At 44.6% G+C, this 25521-nt stretch carries 22 protein-coding genes and 1 tRNA gene; 10 read left to right on the forward strand and 13 right to left on the reverse strand.

The window, feature by feature from the left end; genetic code table 11:
• Nucleotides 1–314: 314 nt before the first annotated feature.
• Together FKN93_RS00005 and FKN93_RS00010 are read right to left on the reverse strand one after the other, a co-directional pair.
• Nucleotides 315–1571, reverse strand: coding sequence for an HD-GYP domain-containing protein (locus FKN93_RS00005; protein WP_004394611.1), 1257 nt, complete (start codon nt 1569–1571; stop codon nt 315–317).
• A 182-nt stretch (nt 1572–1753) separates the two neighbouring features.
• Nucleotides 1754–1838 (reverse strand) — tRNA-Leu (locus tag FKN93_RS00010).
• A gap of 189 nt (nt 1839–2027) precedes the next feature.
• Between FKN93_RS00010 and FKN93_RS00015 the strand changes: the two genes are divergently transcribed.
• Nucleotides 2028–2504 (forward strand): RDD family protein, encoded by a 477-nt coding sequence (locus FKN93_RS00015; protein WP_170904249.1) that lies wholly within the window; start codon nt 2028–2030, stop codon nt 2502–2504.
• Nucleotides 2505–2600: 96 nt separating this feature from the next.
• Here the strand turns inward: FKN93_RS00015 and lptG are convergent, their stop codons facing one another.
• Complete coding sequence (gene lptG / locus FKN93_RS00020) at nt 2601–3671, reverse strand: LPS export ABC transporter permease LptG (protein WP_004394610.1); 1071 nt, start codon at nt 3669–3671, stop codon at nt 2601–2603.
• A gap of 3 nt (nt 3672–3674) precedes the next feature.
• Complete coding sequence (gene lptF, locus FKN93_RS00025; RefSeq protein WP_072670376.1) at nt 3675–4778, reverse strand: LPS export ABC transporter permease LptF; 1104 nt, start codon at nt 4776–4778, stop codon at nt 3675–3677.
• Nucleotides 4779–4970: 192 nt separating this feature from the next.
• On the opposite strand from lptF, the gene pepA reads away from it, so the two are divergent.
• The 3 genes from pepA (at nt 4971) to FKN93_RS00040 (ending at nt 9936) form a co-directional block, all read left to right on the forward strand.
• Nucleotides 4971–6479, forward strand: a complete 1509-nt coding sequence (gene pepA / locus FKN93_RS00030) for a leucyl aminopeptidase (RefSeq protein ID WP_004394608.1) — start codon at nt 4971–4973, stop codon at nt 6477–6479.
• A 54-nt stretch (nt 6480–6533) separates the two neighbouring features.
• Complete coding sequence (locus tag FKN93_RS00035) at nt 6534–6983, forward strand: DNA polymerase III subunit chi (protein ID WP_158138932.1); 450 nt, start codon at nt 6534–6536, stop codon at nt 6981–6983.
• Nucleotides 6984–7077: 94 nt separating this feature from the next.
• The gene (locus tag FKN93_RS00040) at nt 7078–9936 is read left to right on the forward strand and encodes a valine--tRNA ligase (RefSeq protein WP_170904250.1); all 2859 of its coding nucleotides are present in this window, start codon (nt 7078–7080) and stop codon (nt 9934–9936) included.
• 62 nt (nt 9937–9998) lie between these two features.
• Here FKN93_RS00040 and FKN93_RS00045 read toward each other — a convergent pair whose 3' ends face one another.
• Entirely contained in the window at nt 9999–10961 is a 963-nt protein-coding gene (locus FKN93_RS00045; RefSeq protein ID WP_158144665.1) for a D-2-hydroxyacid dehydrogenase, read from the reverse strand.
• A 64-nt stretch (nt 10962–11025) separates the two neighbouring features.
• Complete coding sequence (locus FKN93_RS00050; RefSeq protein WP_004394604.1) at nt 11026–11763, reverse strand: pseudouridine synthase; 738 nt, start codon at nt 11761–11763, stop codon at nt 11026–11028.
• 444 nt (nt 11764–12207) lie between these two features.
• On the opposite strand from FKN93_RS00050, the gene FKN93_RS00055 reads away from it, so the two are divergent.
• Nucleotides 12208–13479 carry a divalent metal cation transporter gene (locus tag FKN93_RS00055; protein WP_154170083.1) on the forward strand — a complete coding sequence of 424 codons (1272 nt, stop codon included), beginning with the start codon at nt 12208–12210 and terminating at the stop codon, nt 13477–13479.
• Between the two features lie 102 nt (nt 13480–13581).
• Here FKN93_RS00055 and rapA read toward each other — a convergent pair whose 3' ends face one another.
• The gene (gene rapA / locus FKN93_RS00060; RefSeq protein WP_170904251.1) at nt 13582–16491 is read right to left on the reverse strand and encodes an RNA polymerase-associated protein RapA; all 2910 of its coding nucleotides are present in this window, start codon (nt 16489–16491) and stop codon (nt 13582–13584) included.
• Nucleotides 16492–16936: 445 nt separating this feature from the next.
• Here rapA and FKN93_RS00065 point away from each other — a divergent pair, with 445 nt between their 5' ends.
• From FKN93_RS00065 to FKN93_RS00085, 5 genes are all read left to right on the forward strand, one after another.
• On the forward strand, nt 16937–18313 hold the full coding sequence (locus tag FKN93_RS00065) for a PhoH family protein (RefSeq protein WP_004394601.1): 1377 nt from the start codon (nt 16937–16939) through the stop codon (nt 18311–18313).
• 115 nt (nt 18314–18428) lie between these two features.
• A complete protein-coding gene (gene argF, locus FKN93_RS00070) occupies nt 18429–19433 on the forward strand; it encodes an ornithine carbamoyltransferase (protein WP_158144662.1) in 1005 nt (334 codons plus the stop codon).
• Nucleotides 19434–19693: 260 nt separating this feature from the next.
• Nucleotides 19694–20623, forward strand: coding sequence for an aspartate carbamoyltransferase (gene pyrB, locus FKN93_RS00075; protein ID WP_161438766.1), 930 nt, complete (start codon nt 19694–19696; stop codon nt 20621–20623).
• Nucleotides 20624–20634: 11 nt separating this feature from the next.
• Nucleotides 20635–21102, forward strand: coding sequence for an aspartate carbamoyltransferase regulatory subunit (gene pyrI, locus FKN93_RS00080; protein WP_158138937.1), 468 nt, complete (start codon nt 20635–20637; stop codon nt 21100–21102).
• A gap of 141 nt (nt 21103–21243) precedes the next feature.
• A complete protein-coding gene (locus FKN93_RS00085; RefSeq protein ID WP_004394597.1) occupies nt 21244–21633 on the forward strand; it encodes a RidA family protein in 390 nt (129 codons plus the stop codon).
• A 100-nt stretch (nt 21634–21733) separates the two neighbouring features.
• Here FKN93_RS00085 and FKN93_RS00090 read toward each other — a convergent pair whose 3' ends face one another.
• The 6 genes from FKN93_RS00090 to mlaD form a co-directional block, all read right to left on the reverse strand.
• Nucleotides 21734–22471, reverse strand: coding sequence for a 1-acylglycerol-3-phosphate O-acyltransferase (locus tag FKN93_RS00090; protein WP_004394596.1), 738 nt, complete (start codon nt 22469–22471; stop codon nt 21734–21736).
• A gap of 72 nt (nt 22472–22543) precedes the next feature.
• A complete protein-coding gene (gene murA / locus FKN93_RS00095) occupies nt 22544–23809 on the reverse strand; it encodes a UDP-N-acetylglucosamine 1-carboxyvinyltransferase (RefSeq protein WP_154170075.1) in 1266 nt (421 codons plus the stop codon).
• Nucleotides 23810–23818: 9 nt separating this feature from the next.
• Complete coding sequence (ibaG, locus tag FKN93_RS00100; RefSeq protein ID WP_004394594.1) at nt 23819–24073, reverse strand: BolA family iron metabolism protein IbaG; 255 nt, start codon at nt 24071–24073, stop codon at nt 23819–23821.
• Nucleotides 24066–24392, reverse strand: coding sequence for a lipid asymmetry maintenance protein MlaB (locus FKN93_RS00105; protein ID WP_170904252.1), 327 nt, complete (start codon nt 24390–24392; stop codon nt 24066–24068). Before FKN93_RS00105 ends, ibaG begins: the two co-directional genes overlap by 8 nt.
• The gene (locus tag FKN93_RS00110; RefSeq protein ID WP_154170073.1) at nt 24389–25027 is read right to left on the reverse strand and encodes a phospholipid-binding protein MlaC; all 639 of its coding nucleotides are present in this window, start codon (nt 25025–25027) and stop codon (nt 24389–24391) included. The genes FKN93_RS00105 and FKN93_RS00110 overlap by 4 nt, the downstream gene beginning before the upstream one ends.
• A gap of 3 nt (nt 25028–25030) precedes the next feature.
• On the reverse strand, nt 25031–25519 hold the full coding sequence (gene mlaD, locus FKN93_RS00115; protein ID WP_154170071.1) for an outer membrane lipid asymmetry maintenance protein MlaD: 489 nt from the start codon (nt 25517–25519) through the stop codon (nt 25031–25033).
• Between the last annotated feature and the right edge of the window lie 2 nt (nt 25520–25521).

Here is a 25521-nt window from a genome sequence, read left to right on the forward strand (position 1 = left end):
TGTTAAAGAGCTGGCTTGCGAATCTCTCGTTGAGCTTCGAAGCGGAGGTGAATTCTAGCGAGTTAATTTGAAGAGTCAAACACTTTTTCAAATTTTCTTTTTTAGAAGCTTTCCCTCAACCAACACTACCTGAAGCCTTGCGGCGTCTGCCGTGTCAGTGAGGGCGCATTATAGGGAGTTCGATAAACTTGGCAAGCGTAAATTTTAAATTTTCCCGAAAAAAACACTGTTTGCGCAAATAACCAGCAAGCCATTATTTACCTACCACTTATCATCATATAGCCAACATATTACCCACACCTTCCTGTGGATAACTAATCATCACTGTCAAAGAAATAGGAAATACGAGCTCTTGGGTTTAAGTAATCACGAATGTTATCAGGAAGCTTATGTGGCAAAATTGCACTCAGGATTTTTATTTCCTTATCGGCGAGATCGATAATCGGCGCTTGTGTTCTAGGAACCGAAGGATCATAAATCAATACATTCGGCGATAATAGCTGCTTAGCATTGACGGATATCACCAAGCCAATAGCATGATTCGACAATTGCACTACTGTACCTGGTGGATATACCCCCATAAATTTCACTAAAATACTTAAGTTTTCCTGGTTATAAAGATGCTTGGCATTTTTATATAGATAAGAAAGTGCGATATAAGGAATTTTTTGCTCGCTGGCAATCGCTGGATGACACAGATTATCAAATGCATTCGCAACCGAAATGACTTGAGCTAATTCATCAATATCGGCTTCTTTAAGACCTTTAGGGTATCCAGAACCATCGCTTAACTCATGGTGCTGCTCAATAACAATTTTTGCGCTTTCTGGAAAAGCTTCAAAACTACTCACCATTTCTAAGCCATATTTTGTGTGTAGCTTAAGATAATTTTTCTCTGGTTCAGTGAGCGGAGTGGTTTTACGTACAATCGCACTCGGTACTCTTATTTTACCAATGTCATGAAATAGTGCTGCAAAAGCAATTTGTTTGATTTGTTGCTCTGTGAGCCCTTTAGCTTTAGCGATCATCATTGAGATCACCGAAACATTCAGTGAATGGAAATAGATATCTTCAAATTCACTTTTACTATTCATTAAGTGCAAAGTAACATTCTCATCACTCAATAACTTGTCGACGATCTCTTCAACTAAGGCACTGGCTTCATCAATAGCATCAGCCGGGCGACTACGAATTTTATTCATAATTGCTCGCATACGCGCCAAAGAACGTTCGAACTCTTTTTCACACTCTAATACTTGGCGACGATAACGATTGAGTTTCTCTATCCGCTGTTCTTTCTCCTGCCAGAGTTTATCCGCCTGTTCATCAAGATCCGTCGGTTCTGCTACTGTTTGAGACTCACTATCGAGAGGTAAAGGCGAAGTATCACTTTGTGCGGGATTTAAAAAGACATGCTGTATGCCCAAGTGCTTGATCAACTGAATTTGTTCAATGGACTGAATTTTAAAACTATTAAATAAGAAAGGATGCTCATTCCATTTAACTGGTAAGCGAATATGTAAACCTGGCTGCAATCTATCGACGGTGATTTTTATGCTTGTACTTGCCACGATCAGGACCAACAAAATAGAATTTTTTCTAGTGTAGGAGATACGCAGGGCAAGATCACCCTCAGAGGTCGCTAACTGTGCTTGCGGTTAACATATTAGCGGCATGAAATTGAAAATATCGATGTGGTTGCTTCAGAAACAACAAAGCCCCGACTTTCGTCGAGGCTTTGTTGTATAAATAATGGTACCGATGGGCGGACTTGAACCGCCACTCCCGAAGGAAACGGATTTTGAATCCGTCGTGTCTACCAATTTCACCACATCGGCATCTTGGCTATTGCCATCTGATGTTCGGCATTATACGTAAGAACGACGCTAGCGCAATAAAAAAATATTGAAAAACAAATCGTTTGCTGAATATTTCGCCACAACACCTCTTGTTTTTCTAACTCTCTTTCCAGAGCGACAAACTACCGATATGCTGATGGTCATTTATCGCACTTTACACAGACGACTATGAATAAAACTTCAACCTTACTGTCAGCCGGATTTTTCCGCCGATTGACCGCTCTACTCTATGATTCATTGATTGTTGTTTCTTTATTGATCGTCGCGGGCGGTATGATAATGGTTATTTTAGAAACCTTAGTCGCCATTGGTGTCCTAAGTTATGGCCCTTATCAAAATGTCAGCCAATTTTTAACTCGTCATCCCACTTTCAGTCCAGCCTATACCTTGTATTTGGCTACCATTTGGATTTACTTTTTTGTTTATTGTTGGACCAAGTATGGGCAAACCTTAGGCATGAAAGCATCAAAGATCTTGGTCCGTAATCAAGACGGTAGCTTAATTACGACCACACAAGCTCTTATTCGGCTTGCAACTGCAGGGCTAGGATTAGGGAATCTAACGGTGCTGATTGATCCACAAAAACGCAGTTTTCAAGATATATGGGCGAAGACAGAAGTGGTTGTAGTCAATCAATCTCGTTGAAACGTATAACCAAGCGGCGTTGAGCTGTAAAAAGAAAGGTATCTTGCTCGAAAAGAATAAGGGGGAGATAAATTATCTCCCCTTCTTTGTTTCATTCTACAACTTACGACGTAATAACATAACGGCAATCGTGAGAAAGACCAAGCTAGGGGCAATAGCACCAAAAGCTGGGGGGAAACCGTAAACTAAGCTTAATGGACCAAAAAACTCACTGGAAATGTAAAAAGTGAAACCCGCAATCACCCCAGAAAGAATTCTCGCTCCCATGGTTACGCTGCGCAGTGGACCAAAAATAAATGACAATGCCATCAACATCATCACACCAATCGAGAATGGTTGAGTCAATTTACGCCACAAGGCTAATTCATAACGAGAGGCGTCTTGCTCAGAGGCTTTCAAGTAATGAACATAATCATACAGACCACTTAAGGCGAGCTCTTCAGGTTTAACCGTCACAACCGCTAATTTATCGGGTGCTAAGGCCGTACGCCATTGGTAGACATCTAAATATTGTTTGGTCAGAACCACATTATCTTGTAAATCAGTTATCTGTACTTGTTTCATTAACCAATGATTATCACCTAAATAATCCACCTGTTCAGCAAATACCACATGACGAAGCTGTTTCTGCTCATCAAAACGCCACATATTCAGACCATAGAGGCGTTCATTATCAATCTTCGCAACAAAGATAAAATCATTGGCGTCTCTGGCCCATACACCTGTCCTTACGGAAAGGATATTACCACCAGAGGTTGCGAAGGCGCGCATATCACGCGCCATTTTTTGAGCTTGAGGAGCGCCCCATTCACCCAGTAACGTAACAATAATCATTAAGGGAATCGCGGTTTTGAGCACCGATAAACCGATATCTAATTTAGAAAAGCCAGAGGCTTGCATCACCACTAATTCTGAACTGGCGGCTAAGGCTCCTAAACCGATGAGCGCACCCAGTAGCGCTGCCATAGGAAAAAACATTTCCACATCACGCGGCACACTTAACAGCACAAAAAACAAGGCTTGCAAAAGATCATAGCTGCCATCGCCAACTTTTCTTAACTGTTCAACATATTTAATAATGCCGGACAAGCCCACGAAGGTCACCAGTACAAGAGTTGTGGTTGCAATAATGGTTCGCCCGATATACCAATCTAAAATTTTAAACACGAATTAGGCCACCTTGCGCTTTGGTCTGAATTTGTCTTTTATCTTTCTTACCCATACGCTATCCAAGGTATTTGCAATAATCGCTGCAAATAACAAGGCGGCGTTGATGGGCCACATACCGATTTCAATCGGAATCGTTCCATCTTCTAAAGCCGATTTCATGGCACTGATGGTTAAGAAATAGGTTAAATAAATCAAAATGGCAGGGCCCATTTTGGCGAATCGTCCCTGTCTCGGATTGACTGCCGACAGTGGCACCACCAACATTGTTAATAGTGGAATACACAATACCAATGAAATACGCCATTGCAGCTCTGCTTGCGCACGCGGATCCGGATTCCGAATCAAAGCTAAAGTCGGCGTCTCTTGCCAATCACGTCCTTTAGCCTTGACCGAGCGTTGACCAATGAGACCTTCGTATTGATCAAAACGCGTGATCATATAGTCTAATCGCGTCGGAACCCCTTCATAACGAACGCCATTATGCATAGTGATCATCTGCCGGCCATCACTCAATTCTTTGACTTCGCCAGAATCAGAAAACATCACGCTAGGTAAAATCGATTGACGGGGGGCAAGCTGTGCGACAAAAACATTCTGTAACTTTCTATTTTCGATGTTATCAATAAAAACCACTGATGAACCATCTGGCGAGCGCTGAAATTGACCTTTTTGTAATAAATCAACGCTACTTTCCGCCGCTAACTGTTCAATGAGTTGAGCTTCTTTATCTTGGCTCCATGGCGATAACCAAAAAGCATTAAAAGCCGCGGCACTTGAGGTAATGATCGCTAAGTAAAGCGCGGCGCGGATCAGAAACTTATTTCCGATACCCGTTGCGTTCATTACGGTGATTTCGCTTTCTGCGTACAAGCGACCAAAGGTCAGCAGAATACCGATGTATAAGCTCAGCGGCAGCATGAGCAATCCCATCGCTGGCATATTTAACGCGACGATTGATAGGATCATTCGCGCAGGAATTTCACCATCCGAAGCATCAGCGAGAACACGAATGAATTTTTGGCTCAAAAACACTAAAAACAGCACGAAAAAGATCGCAAACTGGCTCTTTAATGTCTCTCGGATCAAATATCTAACAATAATCACGCTGAAATAACCTATGCAAAACTTGTTTTTTTGATTGAATCACTATAATTTCCCGTTGAACCTTTTATTTTTTTAAAATTTCGCTATCTGTTAGAACACCTAAACTATAGGTTGATCCATTAACGGATTCATCAAGTAAGAATGCATTATCTAACATTTAGTTCTATTTGTCTTTAGGATGTAGGAGTACGCATGGAGTTCAGTGTTAAAAGTGGTAGCCCAGAAAAACAACGCAGTGCATGCATTGTGGTGGGGGTTTTTGAACCACGCCGACTTTCTCCAGTAGCAGAACAGCTTGATAAAATCAGTGATGGCTACATCAGTTCACTATTGCGTCGCGGTGATCTAGAAGGAAAACCGGGCCAGATGTTGCTGTTGCATCAAGTTCCGGGAGTCTTGTCTGAACGAGTATTACTGGTAGGTTGTGGTAAAGAGCGTGAACTGGGTGAACGTCAATATAAAGAGATCATCCAAAAAACCATTAGCACTCTTAACGAAACTGGCTCAATGGAAGCAGTATGCTTCTTAACTGAGTTACACGTTAAAGGCCGCGACACCTACTGGAAAGTTCGTCAAGCCGTAGAAGCAACCAAAGATGGTTTGTATACCTTTGATCAATTTAAAAGTGTTAAGCCAGAAACTCGTCGCCCACTGCGTAAGCTGGTATTTAATGTTCCAACTCGCCGAGAATTAAGCTTAGGTGAACGAGCCATCAACCATGGTTTAGCCATTGCTTCTGGTGTGAAAGCCAGTAAAGATCTTGGTAATATGCCACCGAATATCGCCAACCCAGCCTATTTGGCTTCTCAAGCCCGTCGTTTAGCGGACGATTATCCGACCATCACCACCAAAATCATTGGTGAAGAAGAGATGGAAAAACTCGGTATGACGTCTTATTTAGCGGTAGGCCGAGGTTCGAAAAATGAATCCATGATGTCGGTGATCGAATATAAAGGACACGCAGACCCAACAGCAAAACCGATTGTGCTGGTTGGTAAAGGCTTAACCTTTGATTCAGGCGGTATCTCACTCAAACCAGGCGAAGCCATGGATGAGATGAAATACGACATGTGTGGCGCAGCTTCAGTGTTTGGTGCCATGAAGGCACTGGCAAAGCTGAATCTACCCATTAATGTGGTGGGTATTTTGGCTGGTTGTGAAAATATGCCTGGCAGTAATGCCTATCGCCCAGGCGATATCCTTACTACCATGTCAGGCCAAACCGTTGAAGTATTGAATACCGATGCTGAAGGGCGATTAGTACTGTGTGATGCGCTAACTTATGTTGAGCGTTTTGAACCCGATTGCGTCATTGATGTCGCAACCTTAACGGGAGCTTGCGTCATTGCTCTTGGTCATCACATCAGTGCCGTTATGTCGAACCATAACCCTCTGGCTCATGAGTTGATCAACGCCTCTGAGCAATCGAGTGATCGTGCTTGGCGTTTACCGCTAGCAGATGAATATCATGAACAATTAAAGAGCCCGTTTGCTGATATGGCTAATATCGGCGGTCGTCCAGGTGGTGCCATCACCGCAGGATGTTTCTTATCGAAGTTTACCAAGAAATATAATTGGGCACATATTGATGTGGCTGGTACAGCTTGGAAATCGGGAGCCGCCAAAGGTTCGACTGGACGTCCAGTCTCGATGTTAGTGCAATTTCTCCTCAATCGTAGTGGCCACGATAGCGAGGAATAAACCTCAAAAAGGGCCAAACGGCCCTTTTTTATTGCAATCAATGTGAGGTAACCAATGGCAACCGCAACCTTTTATTTAATTGCTAATGATAGCCCTCAAGCGACCATTACAGGATTTGAGCACTATATTGTTTACCTAGCGCACCATTTTGCTCGGCAAGGTGCCAAGGTGTACGTACATTGCCAAGACCAGCTTCACGCAGAACAGTTAGCGGAACGCTTTTGGCAAGTTGAGCCCACTCAGTTTATCGCTCATAACCTGATCGGTGAAGGTCCCAAATATGGCACTCCGATTGAGATTGGTTATCACGGAGTGAAGCCAAGCTACAACCGCCAATTGGTAATAAATCTGGCCGATAATCATACAACCTTTGCGAACGCCTTTAGAGAGGTGGTAGACTTCGTCCCCTGCGAAGAAAAAACCAAGCAGCTGGCACGTGAACGATATAAAATCTATCGTCAAGCAGGCTATCAGTTACAAACTGTCGAGCTACAGCATCCGTAGGTCAAACCTTATAGTTAAGGCGATCTTGACCAAGATCCTTCACTTATGAAGTTTGACTAAGATTAACCATTCACAGTATCCATTTAAGAGCACTATGGAAAAGACATATAACCCAACAGCAATCGAACAAGCTCTCTATCAGACTTGGGAAGAGAACGGCTACTTTAAGCCACACGGTGACACTTCAAAGCCAGCGTACAGCATTATGATCCCGCCACCGAACGTCACTGGTAGCCTTCATATGGGTCACGCCTTCCAAGATACCATCATGGATACTTTGATCCGTTGCGAGCGCATGAAGGGTAAAAATACCTTATGGCAAGTTGGAACGGATCACGCCGGTATCGCTACCCAAATGGTCGTTGAACGCAAAATTGCTGCAGAAGAAGGCAAAACGAAGCATGATTATGGTCGTGAAGCGTTTATCGACAAGATTTGGGAGTGGAAGGCTGAATCTGGCGGTACGATTACTCAACAGCTACGTCGTCTAGGGGCTTCCGTCGATTGGGAGCGTGAACGCTTTACCATGGACGACGGCCTATCAAATGCCGTGCAAGAAGTGTTTGTTCGTTTGTATGAAGATGATTTGATCTATCGTGGCAAACGTCTTGTTAACTGGGATCCAAAACTGCACACCGCGATTTCCGATCTTGAAGTTGAAAATAAAGATATCAAAGGCCACATGTGGCATTTCCGCTATCCGTTAGCCGATGGTATTACAACCGCGGACGGTAAAGATTATATCGTCGTCGCCACCACTCGTCCTGAAACCATGCTCGGTGATACTGGTGTCGCGGTTAACCCTGAAGATCCTCGTTACCAAGCATTGATCGGTAAAGAAATTTTACTCCCTATCGTCAATCGCCGCATTCCTATCGTTGCCGATGAGCACGCCGATATGGAAAAAGGCACGGGTTGTGTAAAAATCACTCCAGCTCATGACTTCAATGACTATGAAGTGGGTAAACGCCATCAATTACCGATGATCAACATTCTCACCTTTGATGCCAACATTCGTGATGCTTCCGAAGTGTTTAATAGTAATGGTGAAGCAAGTGATGTGTACAGCAGTGAGCTTCCAGAAAAATACCACGGTATGGAGCGTTTTGCCGCACGCAAAGCAATCGTTGCTGAATTTACCGAACTGGGCTTACTGGATGAAATCAAAGATCATGATCTGACCGTACCGTACGGTGATCGTGGTGGTGTCGTAATTGAACCGATGCTGACCGATCAATGGTATGTGCGCACAGCTCCATTAGCAAAAACAGCCGTCGAAGCCGTCGAAAACGGTGACATCCAGTTTGTGCCTAAGCAGTACGAAAACATGTACTTCTCTTGGATGCGCGACGTACAAGATTGGTGTATTTCTCGTCAGCTATGGTGGGGACATCGTATTCCGGCTTGGTATGATAATGATGGCAACGTTTATGTCGGTCGTGATGAACAAGAAGTCCGAACTAAACACAACCTTGCACCAGTCGTAGTGCTTAAGCAAGATAACGATGTGTTAGATACGTGGTTCTCCTCTGCTCTCTGGACGTTTGGTACACAAGGCTGGCCAGAAAATACCGATGCACTAAAAACCTTCCATCCATCAGATGTATTGGTGACAGGCTTTGACATTATTTTCTTCTGGGTAGCACGGATGATCATGATGACCATGCATTTCTGTAAAGATGAACATGGCAAACCTCAAGTCCCATTTAAAACCGTTTATGTCACCGGCCTTATCCGTGATGAAAATGGCGATAAAATGTCAAAATCGAAAGGTAATGTCCTCGATCCTATCGATATGATCGATGGTATTGATCTAGAGTCATTAGTTGAGAAACGTTGTGGCAACATGATGCAGCCTCAACTTGCCGCTAAAATCGAGAAAAACACGCGTAAAACGTTTGAAAGCGGTATCGAACCTTATGGAACCGACGCACTGCGCTTCACGCTAGCAGCCATGGCTTCAACCGGTCGTGATATTAACTGGGATATGAAACGCTTAGAGGGCTACCGTAACTTCTGTAATAAGTTGTGGAATGCCAGCCGTTACGTGTTAATGAATACCGAAGCGCAAGACTGTGGGTTTACTGTTGGTGAGATCGAGTACTCACTGGCCGACAAGTGGATTGAATCCCAGTTTGAGCTAGCAGCCAAAGAGTTTAATAACCATATCAATAATTTCCGATTAGATATGGCTGCAAATACCTTATACGAGTTTATCTGGAACCAATTCTGTGACTGGTATCTAGAGCTAACCAAACCCATTCTTTGGAAAGGGTCTGAAGCTCAGCAACGCGGTACGCGTCGCACCCTTATTACCGTTCTCGAAAAAACACTGCGTTTGGCTCACCCGGTGATCCCTTATATTACCGAAACCATCTGGCAAAGCATCAAGCCTCTGGTTGACGGGGTTGAGGGCGAGACCATCATGCTCCAAGCACTACCTCAATATAATCCAGAGAACTTTAATCAACAGGCACTGGATGATATTGAATGGGTAAAAGCCTTTATTACCAGCATTCGTAACCTACGTGCTGAATATGACATTAATCCGGGCAAACCTTTATCGGTAATGTTAAAAGTTGCTAGCGAAGAAGATGCCTCACGCGTTGAAGCCAATAAACCTGTGCTGATTTCTCTCGCCAAACTTGAGTCCGTACGAGTGATCGAAAGCAATGAAGTAACGCCAGCTTGTGCTACCGCACTGGTCGGCAAATCGGAATTGATGATCCCGATGGCAGGATTGATTGATAAACAAGCTGAACTTGAGCGTCTAGCGAAAGAAATCGCCAAAACCGAAGGCGAGATCAAACGCATCGAAGGCAAACTGAGCAATCAAGGGTTTGTCGCTAAAGCCCCAGAAGCGGTGGTTGCTGTCGAGCGTGACAAACTCAATAGCTATCAAGAAACCCTAGTGAAGTTAATCGAACAAAAAGCCACTATCAGCGCTTTATAAATATCATCTTTACTTAACAAGAAAGGCAGCAATAACGCTGCCTTTCTCTTTATAACCTGTAACTAAACCAACCTATTTTGCGACTTTCCAGCAATAAATGCCTCGATATTAGCGATTAGTATCGTCACCAGACGTTGAATCGCACTATCACTTCCCCAAGCAACATGTGGAGTGAGTAATAAATTCGGTAAGTCCATATTGGCAATCAGTGGATTCCCCATGTCAGCGGGCTCTTGAGTAAACACATCCACCCCAGCTCCAGCAATACGACGTTGCTTTAACGCATCCACCAGAGCCACTTCATCAATTAATCCCCCTCGACCGGTATTAATAACCAGCGCATTCGGTTTCATTAACGCCAACTCTGGCTGACTGATTAAATGGGTGGTCGCTGCCGTTAAAGGACAATGCAGTGTTAATACATCAGCCGTCGTTAATACCTGCTCAAAACGAACATACCCTTCACGGCAAGACTCAGCACCTTTGTGTTCTGCAAACATCACTTGCATCCCTAATGCTTGAGCTAGGGCTGCCGTTGCTTTACCGAGCGATCCACCACCAATAATACCCATCACACTACCGGCAATATCACCAATCGGATGAGTAAAGAAACAGAACTGCTTATTGCGTTGCCACTCTCCGGCAGCAATATCTTGATGATACCCAAAGAGATTGCGCCTTAAAGCAAACATCATCGCAATAACATGTTCAGGGACCGATTGAGTCGCGTACCCCTGCACATTACACACCGCAATATTTAGCTCACGACACGCCGGTAAATCAACATTATTCGTACCTGTTGCAGAAATCGCGACCAACTTGAGTTTCGGCAGTTGAGCCAGTATCTCGCGAGTGAGTACCACTTTATTAGTGATCACGATATCAGCGTCACCGATGCGCTCAAGCACCTGCTCAGGCGTCGTAAAATCATACTCTCGCCACTGGTGAGCAACGCTCAGATCGGGAAGATCAATATGACGAGGGATCGTCGCTCGATCCAAAAACACCATGTTAAGTAATGACATAAACCACTCCCTCAAATCACTTTAATCGCACATTGATTACTTCACTTCGTCTCGTTCAATCACATTAAGGACGAGGTAGAGTTTTATAATCCGGTAGTTTTCTTTCTGGATCAAAATGATCCAAGATCACCGCCTCAGCTTCGGGATAGAAATCACACGGTACAAAAATGGTTCGCAGCCAATGACTGCGTGGATGATAAAAACTGAGTTCTGCAGCGTGCAGGGCTAATCGATCAGAAAAAGCTAATGCCTCCGGAGAAGCATAAAACTCGTCACCGACTATCGGATGCCCAATCGCTAACATATGTACCCGTAACTGATGAGAACGCCCCGTGACAGGAAACAAACGAACAATCGTTGTCTGCTCCTCTTGCTTAACCACCTGATACAAGGTTTTCGATGCTTTACCATGCTCAAAACAGACTTTTTGTCGCGGACGATTCGGCCAATCGCAAATTAATGGTAAATCAACTTCACCTTGCTGCTGCTCAAGTTTGCCCCATACTCGCGCATAGTAGACTTTATGAGTTAATCGATACTGAAACTGCTTTTTCAGCGCCGCTTCCATGTATTTATTCTTAGCAAACAGCATTAAACCTGACGTCGACATATCTAAACGATGCACGACTTGGATTTCAGAATGCTCAGCCACCAAACGACTCCACATACTGTCATAATGCTCAATATGTTTGCCGGGCACAGAGAGTAATCCTGACGGTTTATTGACCGCCAAAATATACTCATCTTCATACACCACATCTATCCACGGATCGGTGGGGGGATGGTATTCAATCATCGCCATTATTATTGTCTCATCAGGAAAAAACGCCGCATTATATACTTAAATGGGGTCAAGTTGCAGATTGATAGTAAGAGGGATGATCGGCACTTTATGCATCGCTTGAGCTTAGTAACTCCACCGAAAACGTAACTAAAAGTTGACAGAATATTAACCTATGATATTGATACGATATATTGACATAAGATCAATAATTCATATACCCAAATCACTTGGAGTTGCAGGTAGGCGGCAAGTGAGTTCATCCCCATGAGCATAGGCAGACGATGCGATCGGTGTGAACCAACGTAGCCAACACCGCTGTAGCTTCAAGTAGGAAGGGGATAGTGACCATAACAATAAATCAAACACAACTATCAATCATACCTCTGGCACTGAAGATTGCTGAATCATGGCCTAAAACCAAGTGACCGCAAACGCAAGTCAAAGGTAGAAAAAGGATCGAGAATGGAAAACAGTGTCCCTTATTCAAACACCGAAAAACTCAGGTTAAAACAATTAGTTCGCTCACTTGGTCCGGGGATCATGATGGCCGCAGCGGCAGTAGGAGGCTCCCATCTTGTCGCTTCCACTCAAGCTGGCGCAATTTATGGCTGGCAATTAGCGGCATTGATTTTACTGGTGAATTTATTCAAATACCCTTTCTTTAAAGCTGGTGTTCAATACACCATGGGAACCGGAGAAAGCCTCGTTGAAGGTTACGCTAAACTAGGAAAAACCTACCTGTGGGGATTCACTCTATTAAGTATTTTCTCCGCAATAGTTAATACGGCTGCGTTACTGTTATTCAGTGCCAGTTTACTGGGTTACTTCATCCCATTTGAAATAGCGACCAGCGTACTTAGCGGCTTCATTTTAGTAACTTGTTTGATTATTTTGATCGCAGGGCACTACAAAGCTTTGGATGTTCTCTCCAAAACCATCATGGCAGTGCTCACCCTAGCGACTCTCACCGCAGTCTTTATTGCCGCAACTGGGCCTGCCCCATTAACCGTGGTCAGCGAAACGCCCTCACCTTGGACATTCGCTGCGATCGGTTTTATCGTCGTGACGATGGGCTGGATGCCGGCACCGATTGAAATTTCGAGCTTAACCTCAATGTGGCTAAAAAGTCAGCGCCGCCAACAAAATGTGACTGCACAGTCAGCACTGTTTGATTTTAATGTCGGCTATATTGGTACTGCCGTGCTCGCTATCGTGTTTCTTGCCCTGGGCAGTTTGGTGCTACACGGTACAGGGGTTGAGCTGGCACAATCAGGGATTGGATTTTCTCATCAGCTGGTTGGTTTGTACGCTTCCACCATTGGTGAATGGTCGCGCTATTTGATTGCTGTTATCGCCTTTTTCTGTATTTTTGGCAGCACGATTACCGTGATTGATGGCTATTCGCGTGTAATTGCCGAAGCACAGCGTTTACTGCAACATAAAACTCACGCTTCGCCTCGTTTGTTTCAAACATGGCTATTTATCGTTTCAGCGCTGGCGTTAGCCATCATTGTCTTTTGGGCGTTTGCCTTGATGCCGATGCTCAACTTTGCCATGGTAATGGCATTTATGACCACGCCATTTTTTGCCCTACTTAATTACATCTTAGTCACTAAGACCCCTTTACCAGCCGAATTAGCGCTCGGTAAAAAAACGCGAGCGTTATCGATCGTCGGATTGATTTATCTATTCGGTTTCTTAGCGCTGTTTATTTGGTGGAAATGGCTAATCTAATCGTAAAAGCGGGGGCTCTATTTCACATCCGATTCGAACGGATCAAAAAAGGCTTTGTCATTTGACAAAGCCTTTTAACATTAAAGCGTACGAGATATAACGTTAGTTATGTGAAACCACAATCAAACGCAGTGAATCAAGTTGATATTGCGCTTGAGAAATATACCCACTTAATGCGCTCATCTGCTGCTCTAATGCGCTGATCTCTTCATCACGGATATTCGGGTTAACCGCTTTCAGTGCCAATAAACGCGCTAACTCTGCGTGCAAGTTATGCTCCATCTCCTGCTTGGCCTGCTCACGAATCGCCTCTACTTTCGCGCTAACCGCAGGATCGCTGGCAACGATCAAGCGATGAATCTCAGCCTGTACAGAAGCGACTAATTTACTGGCTAAATGACGATTCACCGGGCTTAACTGGCGATTAAAGCTTTCAAAATCGACTTGCGCCGATAAATCATTGCCGCGGCCATCCATCAGAATGCGGATAGGGGTTGCGGGTAAGAAACGGCTGATACCGCTGCTCTTAGGCGCTTGAGCATCCACCAGATAGACCATCTCTAATAGAATCGTCCCCACTGGCAGCGCTTTATTTTTCAACAATGATACCGCACAAACGCCAACCCCTTCACTCATTAGAAGATCAATCCCACCTTGAATCATCGGGTGCTCCCAACTGATAAAGTGCATATCTTCACGAGAGAGCGCTGTATTACGGTCAAAAGTAATCGTCGCCCCTTCATAAGGCAAACCGGGATAACTCGAAACCATCATATGTTCAGAAGGCGTAACCACTAAAGCATTGTCACCACGGTCATCTTGATTTAACCCAACGGCATCAAACAAACTTAATGCGAAAGAAACCAGATTGGTATCGCCATCGGTTTCTGCAATCGACTGAGCGATCTGCAACGCTTTTTCTCCACCATTCGAGTGCATTTCCAATAAACGGTCACGCCCTTGTTCCAATTGGCTTTTTAGGGTTTGATTAAGCTTAGCTGAAGCGTCGATCACGCTCTCCAATTCACTGCTGTCTGCCGTGGCTAGCATTGCGATCAAAGCTTCGGAGAATTGATCGTAGACCGCACGCCCAGTTGGACACGTTTCAGCAAAAGCATTCAATCCTTCATTAAACCAGCGAGCCAGAATCCCTTGTGACGTCCCTTGCAAATAAGGTACATAAATATCGATGTCATTTTCTTGACCAATACGATCTAAGCGACCAATCCGCTGCTCAAGCAAATCAGGGTTAAACGGCAGATCAAACATAACCAGTTGGTGAGCAAACTGGAAGTTACGTCCTTCAGAGCCAATTTCACTACAAATCAGTACCTGAGCTCCGCCCTCTTCTTGAGCAAAATAAGCCGCCGCTTTATCGCGATCAATGATCGACATTCCTTCATGGAACACCGTCGCGCGGATCCCTTCTCGCTCACGAAGAGCTTGCTCTAATTGCAACGCGGTACTTGAGCGAGATGCAATGACTAAAATCTTTTCGCTACGTTTGGCTTTAACCTTATCAATCAACCAATTGACTCGTGAATCAAACTGCCACCAGCTCGCATCATCGCCTTCAAACTCTTGGAAGATTTCTTCTGGATAGAGCATTTTCATCGCTCGCGCTTGTGGACTCAGCTTACCACCAATCATCCCCGCGACGCGCATTGAAGTACTGTACTGCGCTGGAATCTCCATCGGCAATAAATGCACGTTCCGCTTAGGGAAGCCTTTAATCGCAGCGCGCGTATTTCTAAATAGAACGCGTCCTGTACCGTGGCGATCCATAAGATTGCTGATCAACTCATCACGGGCAGCGGCTTTTTCCTGTTCGTCAGCTTGACTGTCTAGTACCCGCAGTAAGGGCTCGACGTCCTGCTCAGATAATAATTCCGCGATTTGATTTTTTGCGGTATCAGTCAATACAAGACCAGATAACAGCGCACTCACGGCATCAGCGACAGGCGCATATTGCTCTTCTTCTTTAACAAACGCGTCATAGTCATAAAAACGATCCGCATCCAACAAGCGTAAACGAGCAAAATGACTTTCGCGTCCCAATTGCTCTGGTGTCGCGGTTAACAATAATACCGCGGGTGTGCGTTCTGCTAATCCTTCGATGACTTGATATTCACGACTCGGTTTATCTTGGCTCCATTGTAAATGGTGCGCCTCATCAACCACTAACAGATCCCATTCTGCTTCGAGCGCTTGTTCAAAACGTTGCCGGCTTTTACGTAAGAAATCTAATGAACATAAAACATATTGCTGGGTTTCAAACGGATTATCCGCTTCGGCATAGGCCTCAACACAGCGCTCTTCATCAAATACCGAAAAGTGCAAGTTAAAGCGGCGCAGCATTTCTACCAGCCACTGATGCTGCAATGTTTCAGGCACCACAATTAAAATCCGCTCTGCGCGTCCAGCCAACACTTGCTGATGAATGATCATCCCCGCTTCGATGGTTTTACCAAGACCTACTTCATCGGCTAACAAGACACGAGGGGCATAACGGCGACCCACTTCATGGGCAATGTATAATTGATGAGGAATTAACCCCGCACGCATACCACATAGGCCGCGCATTGGGCTTTTATGCTGCTGGTATTGATTGGTCAACGCACGATAACGCAACACAAAGTTATCCATCCGATCAATTTGCCCAGCAAACAACTTATCTTGTGGCTTATTGAAGCGGATTTGGTTACTCAGAAAAATCTCTCGCAATGCAATGCCTGCTTGTTGAGTATCTTCACGAGTCCCTAAATAGGTGAGTACGCCCTGATCTTCCACCACTTGTTCAACATTGAGTGACCAACCTTCTTGACTATCAACCGTATCACCGACATTAAAAGCCACTCGTGTGACTGGCGCATCATGACGCGCATACACTCGGTTCTCTTCGGATGCGGCAAACATTAACGTCACTGTACGAGCGTCCATCGCGACCACTGTACCCAACCCTAAATCACTTTCTGTATCACTTATCCAGCGTTGCCCTAAAGCAAAAGTCATCAAGACTACCTCATCTATTGGGATTAAACATTATCCGTTACCGTGACTGCACCGGCGTCAAGAAAAAGTCTACTTGTCCTACCGTTATGGTGCAGAAAAAGGTCGCTAATCTTACTTGATGGCGTGATACAGGTCACGCCCATTCCACGCTTTTTTTCTTGAGTGGTTGGCTGACATCAAAGTGTCACATTTTAATGGCAATGCTAATTCAATAGGTTGCTATACTGAAAAAGACCAGCAGGTTGCCAAACGATACCAAACTGGTATCAGCTTACGTCGACGTAAGATTTGTTGGCATACGATATGCTTGTTCAAACAGAGAGTATCCATACCAGTTTGCCTTCTATCCGCAGTGATCGACAACCTGGCGACAGCGTAGAATCGATCGTAAGCACAAGAATGCAGACCTTCATTATACCCGCTATCACATAGCAAGGAGACGCTTATGGGCGATACTGACCGGAAACTGTTTGTCCTAGACACCAACATACTATTGCATGAACCTCTTGCAATTTACTCCTTCCAAGAACACGACGTCGTCATCCCGATGACCGTCCTCGAAGAACTCGACAGAATTAAAGACAGCAAACGCGATGTGGCCCGAGACGCACGAGTTGCCATCCGTGCCTTGGAAAACATTTTCCACGATGCAACACCGGATGAGATCTCTGAAGGTATCCCCTTAAAAAATTCAGGTGGCAATAAAGGAACGATTGCCATTTTGGCCGATTACGAAGTGCATGAAACGGTTAAAGCGTTTACCGACAAGGAGGGAGACAATCGGATCTTGAATGCCGTATTGCACCTACAAAATAAGCGCGCACCGCGTTCGGTGGTATTAATCACCAAAGACATCAACATGCGTTTACGTGCGAAGGGAGCGGGAGTACGCTTTGTTGAAGATTACCGAACTGACCAATTAATTGACGATGTACAATACCTCACAAAAGGCTTTCAGACCCGTCCCGGTAATTTTTGGGATAATGTCGATAGTGTGGACAGTTATACTTTGGGAGGCAAAACTTTCCATAAATTGGATCGCAAACCCTTCGAACCCACCTACATTAATCAATATGTATTGGATGAAGAAAGTGACTTCACCGCTCGAGTCGAAACCCTCAGCGATGACTCAATAACCCTACGTGATCTTGGACGTGAACGGCTCATGCACCGCAAAGTCTGGGACATCATGCCAAAAAACATTTATCAAGCCATGGCATTAGATGCCTTGCTCGATCCTGAGATTGATCTAGTCATTCTCACCGGCGCGGCCGGTAGTGGTAAAACGTTACTGGCTATGGCGGCCGCCTTAGACCAAACCATCGAACGCAAAATGTTCGATAAAATCATTGTGACTCGCAACACACCCGACATTGGTGAGTCGATTGGCTTTTTACCGGGTAGTGAAGAAGAGAAAATGATGCCGTGGTTAGCCGCCATCACCGATACTTTAGAAGCGCTGCACAAGCACGATCACTGTACCGAGGGCTCGCTCAAATACATCTGTGATAAAGCCAATATTCAATTTAAGTCGATCAACTTTATGCGTGGCCGCTCAATACAAAATGCCTTTGTCTTATTGGATGAGTGCCAAAACTTAACCGCATCACAAATTAAAACCATCATTACTCGTTGTGGAGAAGGAACCAAAATTGTCTGTTCAGGTAACTTGGCACAAATTGATTCCCACTACCTCACACCAGTAACCTCAGGGCTTACCTATATGGTTGAGCGTTTCAAAAACTTCGAAGGTAGTGCCAACATCCATCTCAATGGTGTCGTCCGCAGCCGCTTAGCCGAATTTGCGGAAGAAAACTTGTAATCCAATGCGGTGAGTTATTTCACATAACTCACCGCCCAACAAAAAATAATTATTCACTTTTATAGCATTTATATGTTTAACTGGTCCTATTCTTTTTTATGGTTAAGGACTCGATATGGCTTTTAATTTGCGTCAGCGTAATTTTCTAAAATTACTTGACTTCACTCCCCAAGAAATTCAATTTTTGTTGAGTCTAGCGGCGGACTTAAAGCGAGCCAAATACGCAGGCACCGAGCAAAAAACCTTGCTGGGCAAAAACATCGCGCTTATTTTTGAGAAAGCCTCCACACGTACCCGCTGCGCTTTTGAAGTTGCCGCCTTTGATCAAGGCGCTCAAGTCACCTATATTGGCCCTTCCGGCTCACAAATTGGCCATAAAGAATCGATGAAAGATACCGCACGAGTATTGGGCCGTATGTACGATGGCATCCAATATCGCGGTTATGGTCAATCGATCGTCGAAGAACTTGGCCAATATGCTGGGGTTCCAGTATGGAATGGCCTGACTGATGAGTTTCATCCAACGCAAATTCTGGCTGATTTCCTAACCATGCAAGAGTTTTCTCATGGTAAAGCTCTAGATCAAATCCGCTTTGCTTATCTTGGTGATGCGCGCAATAACATGGGTAATTCACTCATGGTCGGCGCGGCAAAAATGGGCATGGATATTCGCTTAGTCGCTCCTAAAGCTTTCTGGCCAGATCGTCAATTAGTCGATATTTGTCAAAGTATTGCCCAACAAACAGGGGCAAGTATTACCTTGACCGAAGATGTGGCAGAAGGCGTCAAAGGCTGCGATTTCCTCTACACCGATGTTTGGGTCTCAATGGGAGAAGAACCCGAAGCGTGGGACGAACGCGTGGCGATCATGACGCCTTATCAAGTTAATATGGCGGCTATTCGTGCCACGGGGAATCCTCGCGTTAAATTCATGCACTGCTTACCCGCCTTTCATAATGATCAAACCACCGTTGGTAAACAAGTAGCCGAAAAATATGGTATGCAAGGCTTAGAGGTTACTGAAGAAGTGTTTGAGTCCGAACACGCGATCGTGTTTGATCAAGCGGAAAACCGACTCCATACCATCAAAGCCGTGATGGTCGCCACCTTAGGTGGATAACCATGCATTTAATGGTTAATAAGTAAACGAAAAACTCACTAAGCAAACGCTTGCCTTGAGAAAAGTTCGGCGTATAATGCCCAGCAATTTGTCTAAGGGGTGGCTTGTGAACAGAAACGATATCAACCATGTTTCTATGCTTCATTGCGGTGAGCAATTTTGCTTACTAGTCAATGCGTTGTTACCCTTTATTGATAATAAATAGCCTCCCAGATCGGGGGGCTTTTTTATGGCCGAAACACCAAGCAAGGGAAGACATTATGACCAATTCGCTTTACCAAAAGCACATCATCTCCATTTCTGAGCTATCACGAGCAGAACTGGAATTGATTGTCCACACCGCAGGTCAGCTAAAAGCAGAACCGAAACCGACTCTGATTAAAGATAAGGTTATTGCCAGTTGTTTTTTCGAACCCTCAACTCGAACGCGACTCTCTTTTGAAACAGCGGTACAACGTATCGGTGGCAGCGTGATTGGTTTTGATAATGGTGGTAATACGTCACTGGCTAAAAAAGGCGAAACCTTAGCCGATTCAGTTCAGGTGATAGCCTCTTACGTTGATGCATTTGTTATGCGTCATCCTCAAGAGGGAGCCGCTCGTCTTGCTTCTGAATTTTCTAATGGCATACCGGTGATTAATGCTGGTGATGGTTCGAATCAACATCCGACACAAACCCTGCTCGACTTATTCTCCATTTTTGAAACTCAAGGCCGTTTAAATAACTTAAACATCGCCTTTGTCGGTGATTTGAAATATGGCCGTACCGTTCACTCTTTAACTCAAGCATTGGCGAAGTTTGACAACAACCGCTTCTTCTTTGTCGCTCCAGAAGCACTGGCAATGCCCGATTACATTTGTGAAGAACTTGATGATGCCGGGCTGCAATACAGCCTACATAGCGATATGGAAAGCGTGATCCCTGAACTCGACATTTTATACATGACACGAGTCCAAAAAGAACGTTTCGATGAATCAGAATACGCGCATATTAAATCCGCCTTCGTGTTAACGGCGACGATGCTGCAAGACGCTCGCTCAAACATGAAAGTCCTCCATCCGTTGCCACGGGTTGATGAAATCACAACGGATGTCGATAAAACCTCGCACGCCTACTTCTTTCAACAAGCCGAGAATGGGGTCTATGCCCGTGAAGCACTGCTCGCCCTTGTGTTAAATGAGTCACTGTAATGGAGCCGAACATGAATAAAGAGACTAAACTGCAAGTTGAAGCGATTAAAAACGGGACGGTTATTGATCACATCCCAGCCAAGGTTGGGATCAAAGTCTTGCGTTTATTTGATATGCACAACTCTCACCAACGCGTCACTATCGGACTCAATCTTCCCTCTTCTGCACTTGGCCATAAAGATCTCCTGAAGATAGAGAATGTCTTTATCAACGAAGATCAAGCCAATAAACTCGCACTTTATGCCCCCCATGCAACGGTTAACCAAATAGAAGATTATCAAGTCGTTAAAAAATTAGCCTTAACGCTGCCAGAAAAGATCAATAACGTTTTTGCTTGCCCAAACAGCAACTGTATCTCACACAATGAACCCGTTGAGAGTAGCTTCCGCATTTTTGAGAAAGCCAATGAAATTCGTCTTAAATGTAAATACTGTGAGAAAGTCTTTTCACGCGAAGTGGTCACCGAACGCGAAGCCTAAACAGAGTTCATTCGTACTAACGACGTAACATCCATAAACGAAGTGCAAACCGCCAAGGTTCTGCCGATTGCCTCTTTACCTCTACTAGGTTTAGAGGCACACTAAAAACTCATTTTTAATCAAGATTATGGAATAACTCGCATGACTAAAGTTCTGCATACCGAATCGGCTCCAGCGGCAATCGGTCCTTATATTCAGGGAATTGATTTAGGTAACATGGTGTTGACTTCAGGCCAAATCCCTGTAAACCCAGTGACAGGAGAAGTCCCTGCTGATATCGCTGCTCAAGCAAAACAATCTTTAGATAACGTTAAAGCGGTGGTTGAATCGGCAGGATTAACGGTAGGTGATATCGTTAAAATGACCGTGTTTGTCAAAGATCTCAATGATTTTGCGACCGTAAATCAAGTATACGGTCAATTTTTTGATGATCACAACGTCGCCAATTACCCTGCACGTTCTTGCGTTGAGGTGGCTCGTTTACCGAAAGATGTTGGGATTGAAATTGAAGCGATCGCTGTTCGTCGATAAGCGTTCTCGCGATAAAAAAGGTTGCTTGATAAGCAACCTTTTTTCTTTTCTCTGATGTATTAGCGAGACTTCAACGGCTCAGTGATTCTATAAAAGGCAATTATCCACGAGCTGGTTGAGCATCTAATCGCGCCACTTCGGCATCAAGTTCAGCCAATTTGATTTGCATATCATGGTGACACTGCTTAGATAATTCACGGACTTGTTCTCGAGTTAACCCTTCCGTACTAACGGGCGGCAGCATTTCGACAATCACATGACCATTATTCCAACGATTTAAACGTAAATGATTGGTAGAACTGCACACTATCGGAATAATCGGCACTTTCGCACCTATCGCAGCATGAAAAGCACCCGCTTTAAAAGGCAGTAACCCCCGGCCACGGGAACGCGTTCCTTCAGGGAACATCCAGACCGAAACGTCACTGTTATTCATACTATCCACCACTTGATCAATCGTGCCTTTAGCTTTGGCCTTATTGCTGCGATCAATCAAAATATTGCCGGTTAGCCAATACAACTGACCAAACAACGGCGTCCATAATAGGCTTTTTTTGCCTACCGTGACCACTTTAGGCGTTACCGCCGCAGAGACGGTAAAAAGATCCCAAGTATTTTGATGGTTAGCAATATAAATCGCCTGACCACGATGATAAGCATCCTCAGGAATACGCAGCTCTAAAGTAATACCAAATACCCGAGACATTTTGGCAAACAGACGGCCAAAGGTGAAAACGTGTTTTGGATTGCGCGGACTGAGCAAACAATAGCCACATCCAAAAACAAACATCACAACAGCAAATAGAGCTAATGCCAAAAGACGCAAGACAGCAATCATGCAGATTCTCCAATGGAGCTTAAATAAAAAAGCCGAAATCCTAAAATTTCGGCTCATTAACCCTTGAGCCCGTTAGTTTGGCTCACTGACACGTTCGATATGAGCCCCTAACGCCGACAATTTATCTTCGATGCGTTCATAGCCACGATCGATATGATAAATCCGATCAACGATGGTTTCACCTTTAGCAATACAACCCGCGATCACTAAGCTCGCGGAAGCTCGTAGATCCGTTGCCATCACTTGAGCTCCACTCAATGATTCGACATCACCACAAATCACCGTGTTCCCCTCAACTTCGGCTTTGGCTCCCATACGCATCAATTCAGGTACGTGCATAAAACGGTTTTCAAAGATGGTTTCGGTAATTTTACCGCCACCTTTGGCCATCATATTCAGGAGAGTAAATTGGGCTTGCATATCGGTCGGAAAACCAGGATGGGGAGCGGTGCGAATTGACACGGCTTTCAGCTCTCGCCCAGTCATGTCCAAACTTATCCAATCATCGCCAGTTTCAATTTCTGCGCCAGCTTCTTCTAATTTAGCGAGTACCGCTTCCAGTAAACTGGCTTTGGTATTGCGACAGAGGATCTTGCCATGAGAGACTGCCGCAGCAACTAAAAAGGTGCCCGTTTCAATGCGATCAGCAACCACAGCATGACGACCACCACCAAGACGTTCAACACCCTCGATAGTGATACTGTCTGTACCTGCACCGGTAATTTTAGCGCCGAGTTTATTTAAAAAGGCAGCAGTATCAACAATTTCCGGCTCTCGAGCAGCGTTATCTAATACCGTTTTACCTTCTGCCAATGTCGCGGCACACATGATGGTAATCGTGGCACCGACACTGACTTTGTCCATAACAATATGCGCACCTTGTAAGCGCCCATCAACGCTCGCTTTGACATAACCGTCTTCTAACGTAATCGTCGCACCCAATTGCTCGAGGCCATGAATATGCAAATCGACGGGACGTGCACCAATCGCACAACCACCGGGTAGCGAAACTTGGCCTTGACCAAAGCGCGCAACCAGTGGACCCAATGCCCAAATAGAGGCACGCATGGTTTTTACGAGGTCGTATGGCGCGCAATATTGGTTAATTTGGCTAGCGTCAACATGAACCGAACCATTACGTTCCACTTTTGCGCCTAAGCGTTTGAGCAGTTCCATCGTGGTATTAATGTCACGTAAGTGAGGGACGTTAGCGACTTCAATTGGTTCTTCGGCCAAAATGGACGCAAATAAAATAGGCAGTGCAGCATTTTTTGCACCGGAAATGGTCACTTCACCTTGCAGCGGCTTATCTGACCCAATAACTCGAAATTTTTCCATTAAAAAACCTTACAGCGACATCAACTTTTTATTGCGAGCCCACTCTTGTGGGGTGAACGTTTTGATTGATACCGCGTGAATATCATTACGCTGAATGTACGCCATTAATGGAGCATAAATCAGTTGCTGTTTTTTCACTCGACTCATCGTCTCGAAGCTCGCATCAATCGCGATCACTTCATAATGGCTACCTTCACCTTTGACATGTAGCTCTTCAAGGTTGAGCGCTTGTTGTAATAATTGTTGTACTTGTGTGCTATCCACAATTCACCCCTGCTAATGGTTGAATATGTTGAGTCATCATCGCTTCGATGTTGCTCAACTGAAATAATGTGCGCAGTTGTTGTGGCACAAAACTCAGCATTATATGACAGTTTTGTGTTTTTGCATGCTCTATTAAGTGAATGAGCATTACCATCCCCGCAGAATCGATACGTTGTACCTCTGCTAAAGAAATCTCGCATTGCAAAGCCGTCGGTTGCCAAGTTTGTAAATGACGCCACAAGTTAGGAACGGTTTCTCTATCCAGCGCGCCTTTTAATAAGGCGTGTTCAGGATTGGTCATTTGCCATTGCTCACTCATTGTGACTCACTCTCAAAACGGATCGGTTGCTCTGATAAGCGTTGCAACTCTTTCGCGACCGCTAAGATCCCGTCTTGACGGATTTTACCGCTCCACTCAGATTGCTTACTTGATAACAAACTGATCCCTTCTGCAATCATATCAAATCCTTTCCATTCTCCATTTCTCTCCTGACGCAGACGGAATTCAATTTTCACATTCGGTCTTGGTGGATCGATCAGTTCCACCTGTACACCAGTAATCCGTCGCCCTTCTGGGACTGGAACTTCAGGAGCAAACTCAACGCGCTGATCGTTATATTGAGTTAAGGCTTGTGCATAGCTTGTCACCATATAAGCGCGAAACGCCGTAATGAACTGGCCAACCTCTTCACGATTAGCCCCTTGTAAATGTGTGCCGAGTAGTTTCAACGCTGCATACTGCTCATTGATGTAAGGCATCAGCTCTTCTTCAACAATGACTTTAAGATACTCAGGATTGTCGCGAATCTTAGGTTGTTCCGCTTTTAAACGAGCAAATGACTTTTCTGCCACTTGTTTCATCATCTGATAAGGCTGCGTTTTATCAATCACTTCGGCTTGAATTGCCAATGAAAAAAACAGGCCTAGTACTAAAACCCAATACCGTTTCAACATGATTTACTCCTGTTTTTTACTGTCTGAACTGCCTACGCTATACAGCACTTGGCCGATTAAATCTTCCAATACCAGCGCTGATTTGGTGTCTTCAATATGGTCACCATCTTTGAGCATTTGCTCATCATCAAAGACAAATCCGGGCACTAAACCTATGTATTGCTCACCAATTAATCCTGAAGTGAGTATTTTCACACTGGAGTTTTCAGAAAACTGATCATATCGACTATCAATCGCCATGGTCACAACCGGCAATAAACGATGACGATCTAGCTGAATATCGGATACGCGCCCCACGACTACACCACCCACTTTGACTGGTGAGCGAACTTTCAAATTGCCGATATTATCGAACTCAGCGGTTAATGAGTAAGTATCGTTTGAACCTAACCCTTTCACGTCAGCTACGTGAAAAATCATAATAAGAATTGCGCAAATTCCTGCTAGCACAAAACTCCCTACCCAAAATTCTACTTTTCGTGTTTGCTGCATGT

The sequence above is a fragment of the Vibrio sp. A8-1 genome (genome assembly GCF_013048685.1).
GTDB lineage: Bacteria > Pseudomonadota > Gammaproteobacteria > Enterobacterales > Vibrionaceae > Vibrio > Vibrio metschnikovii.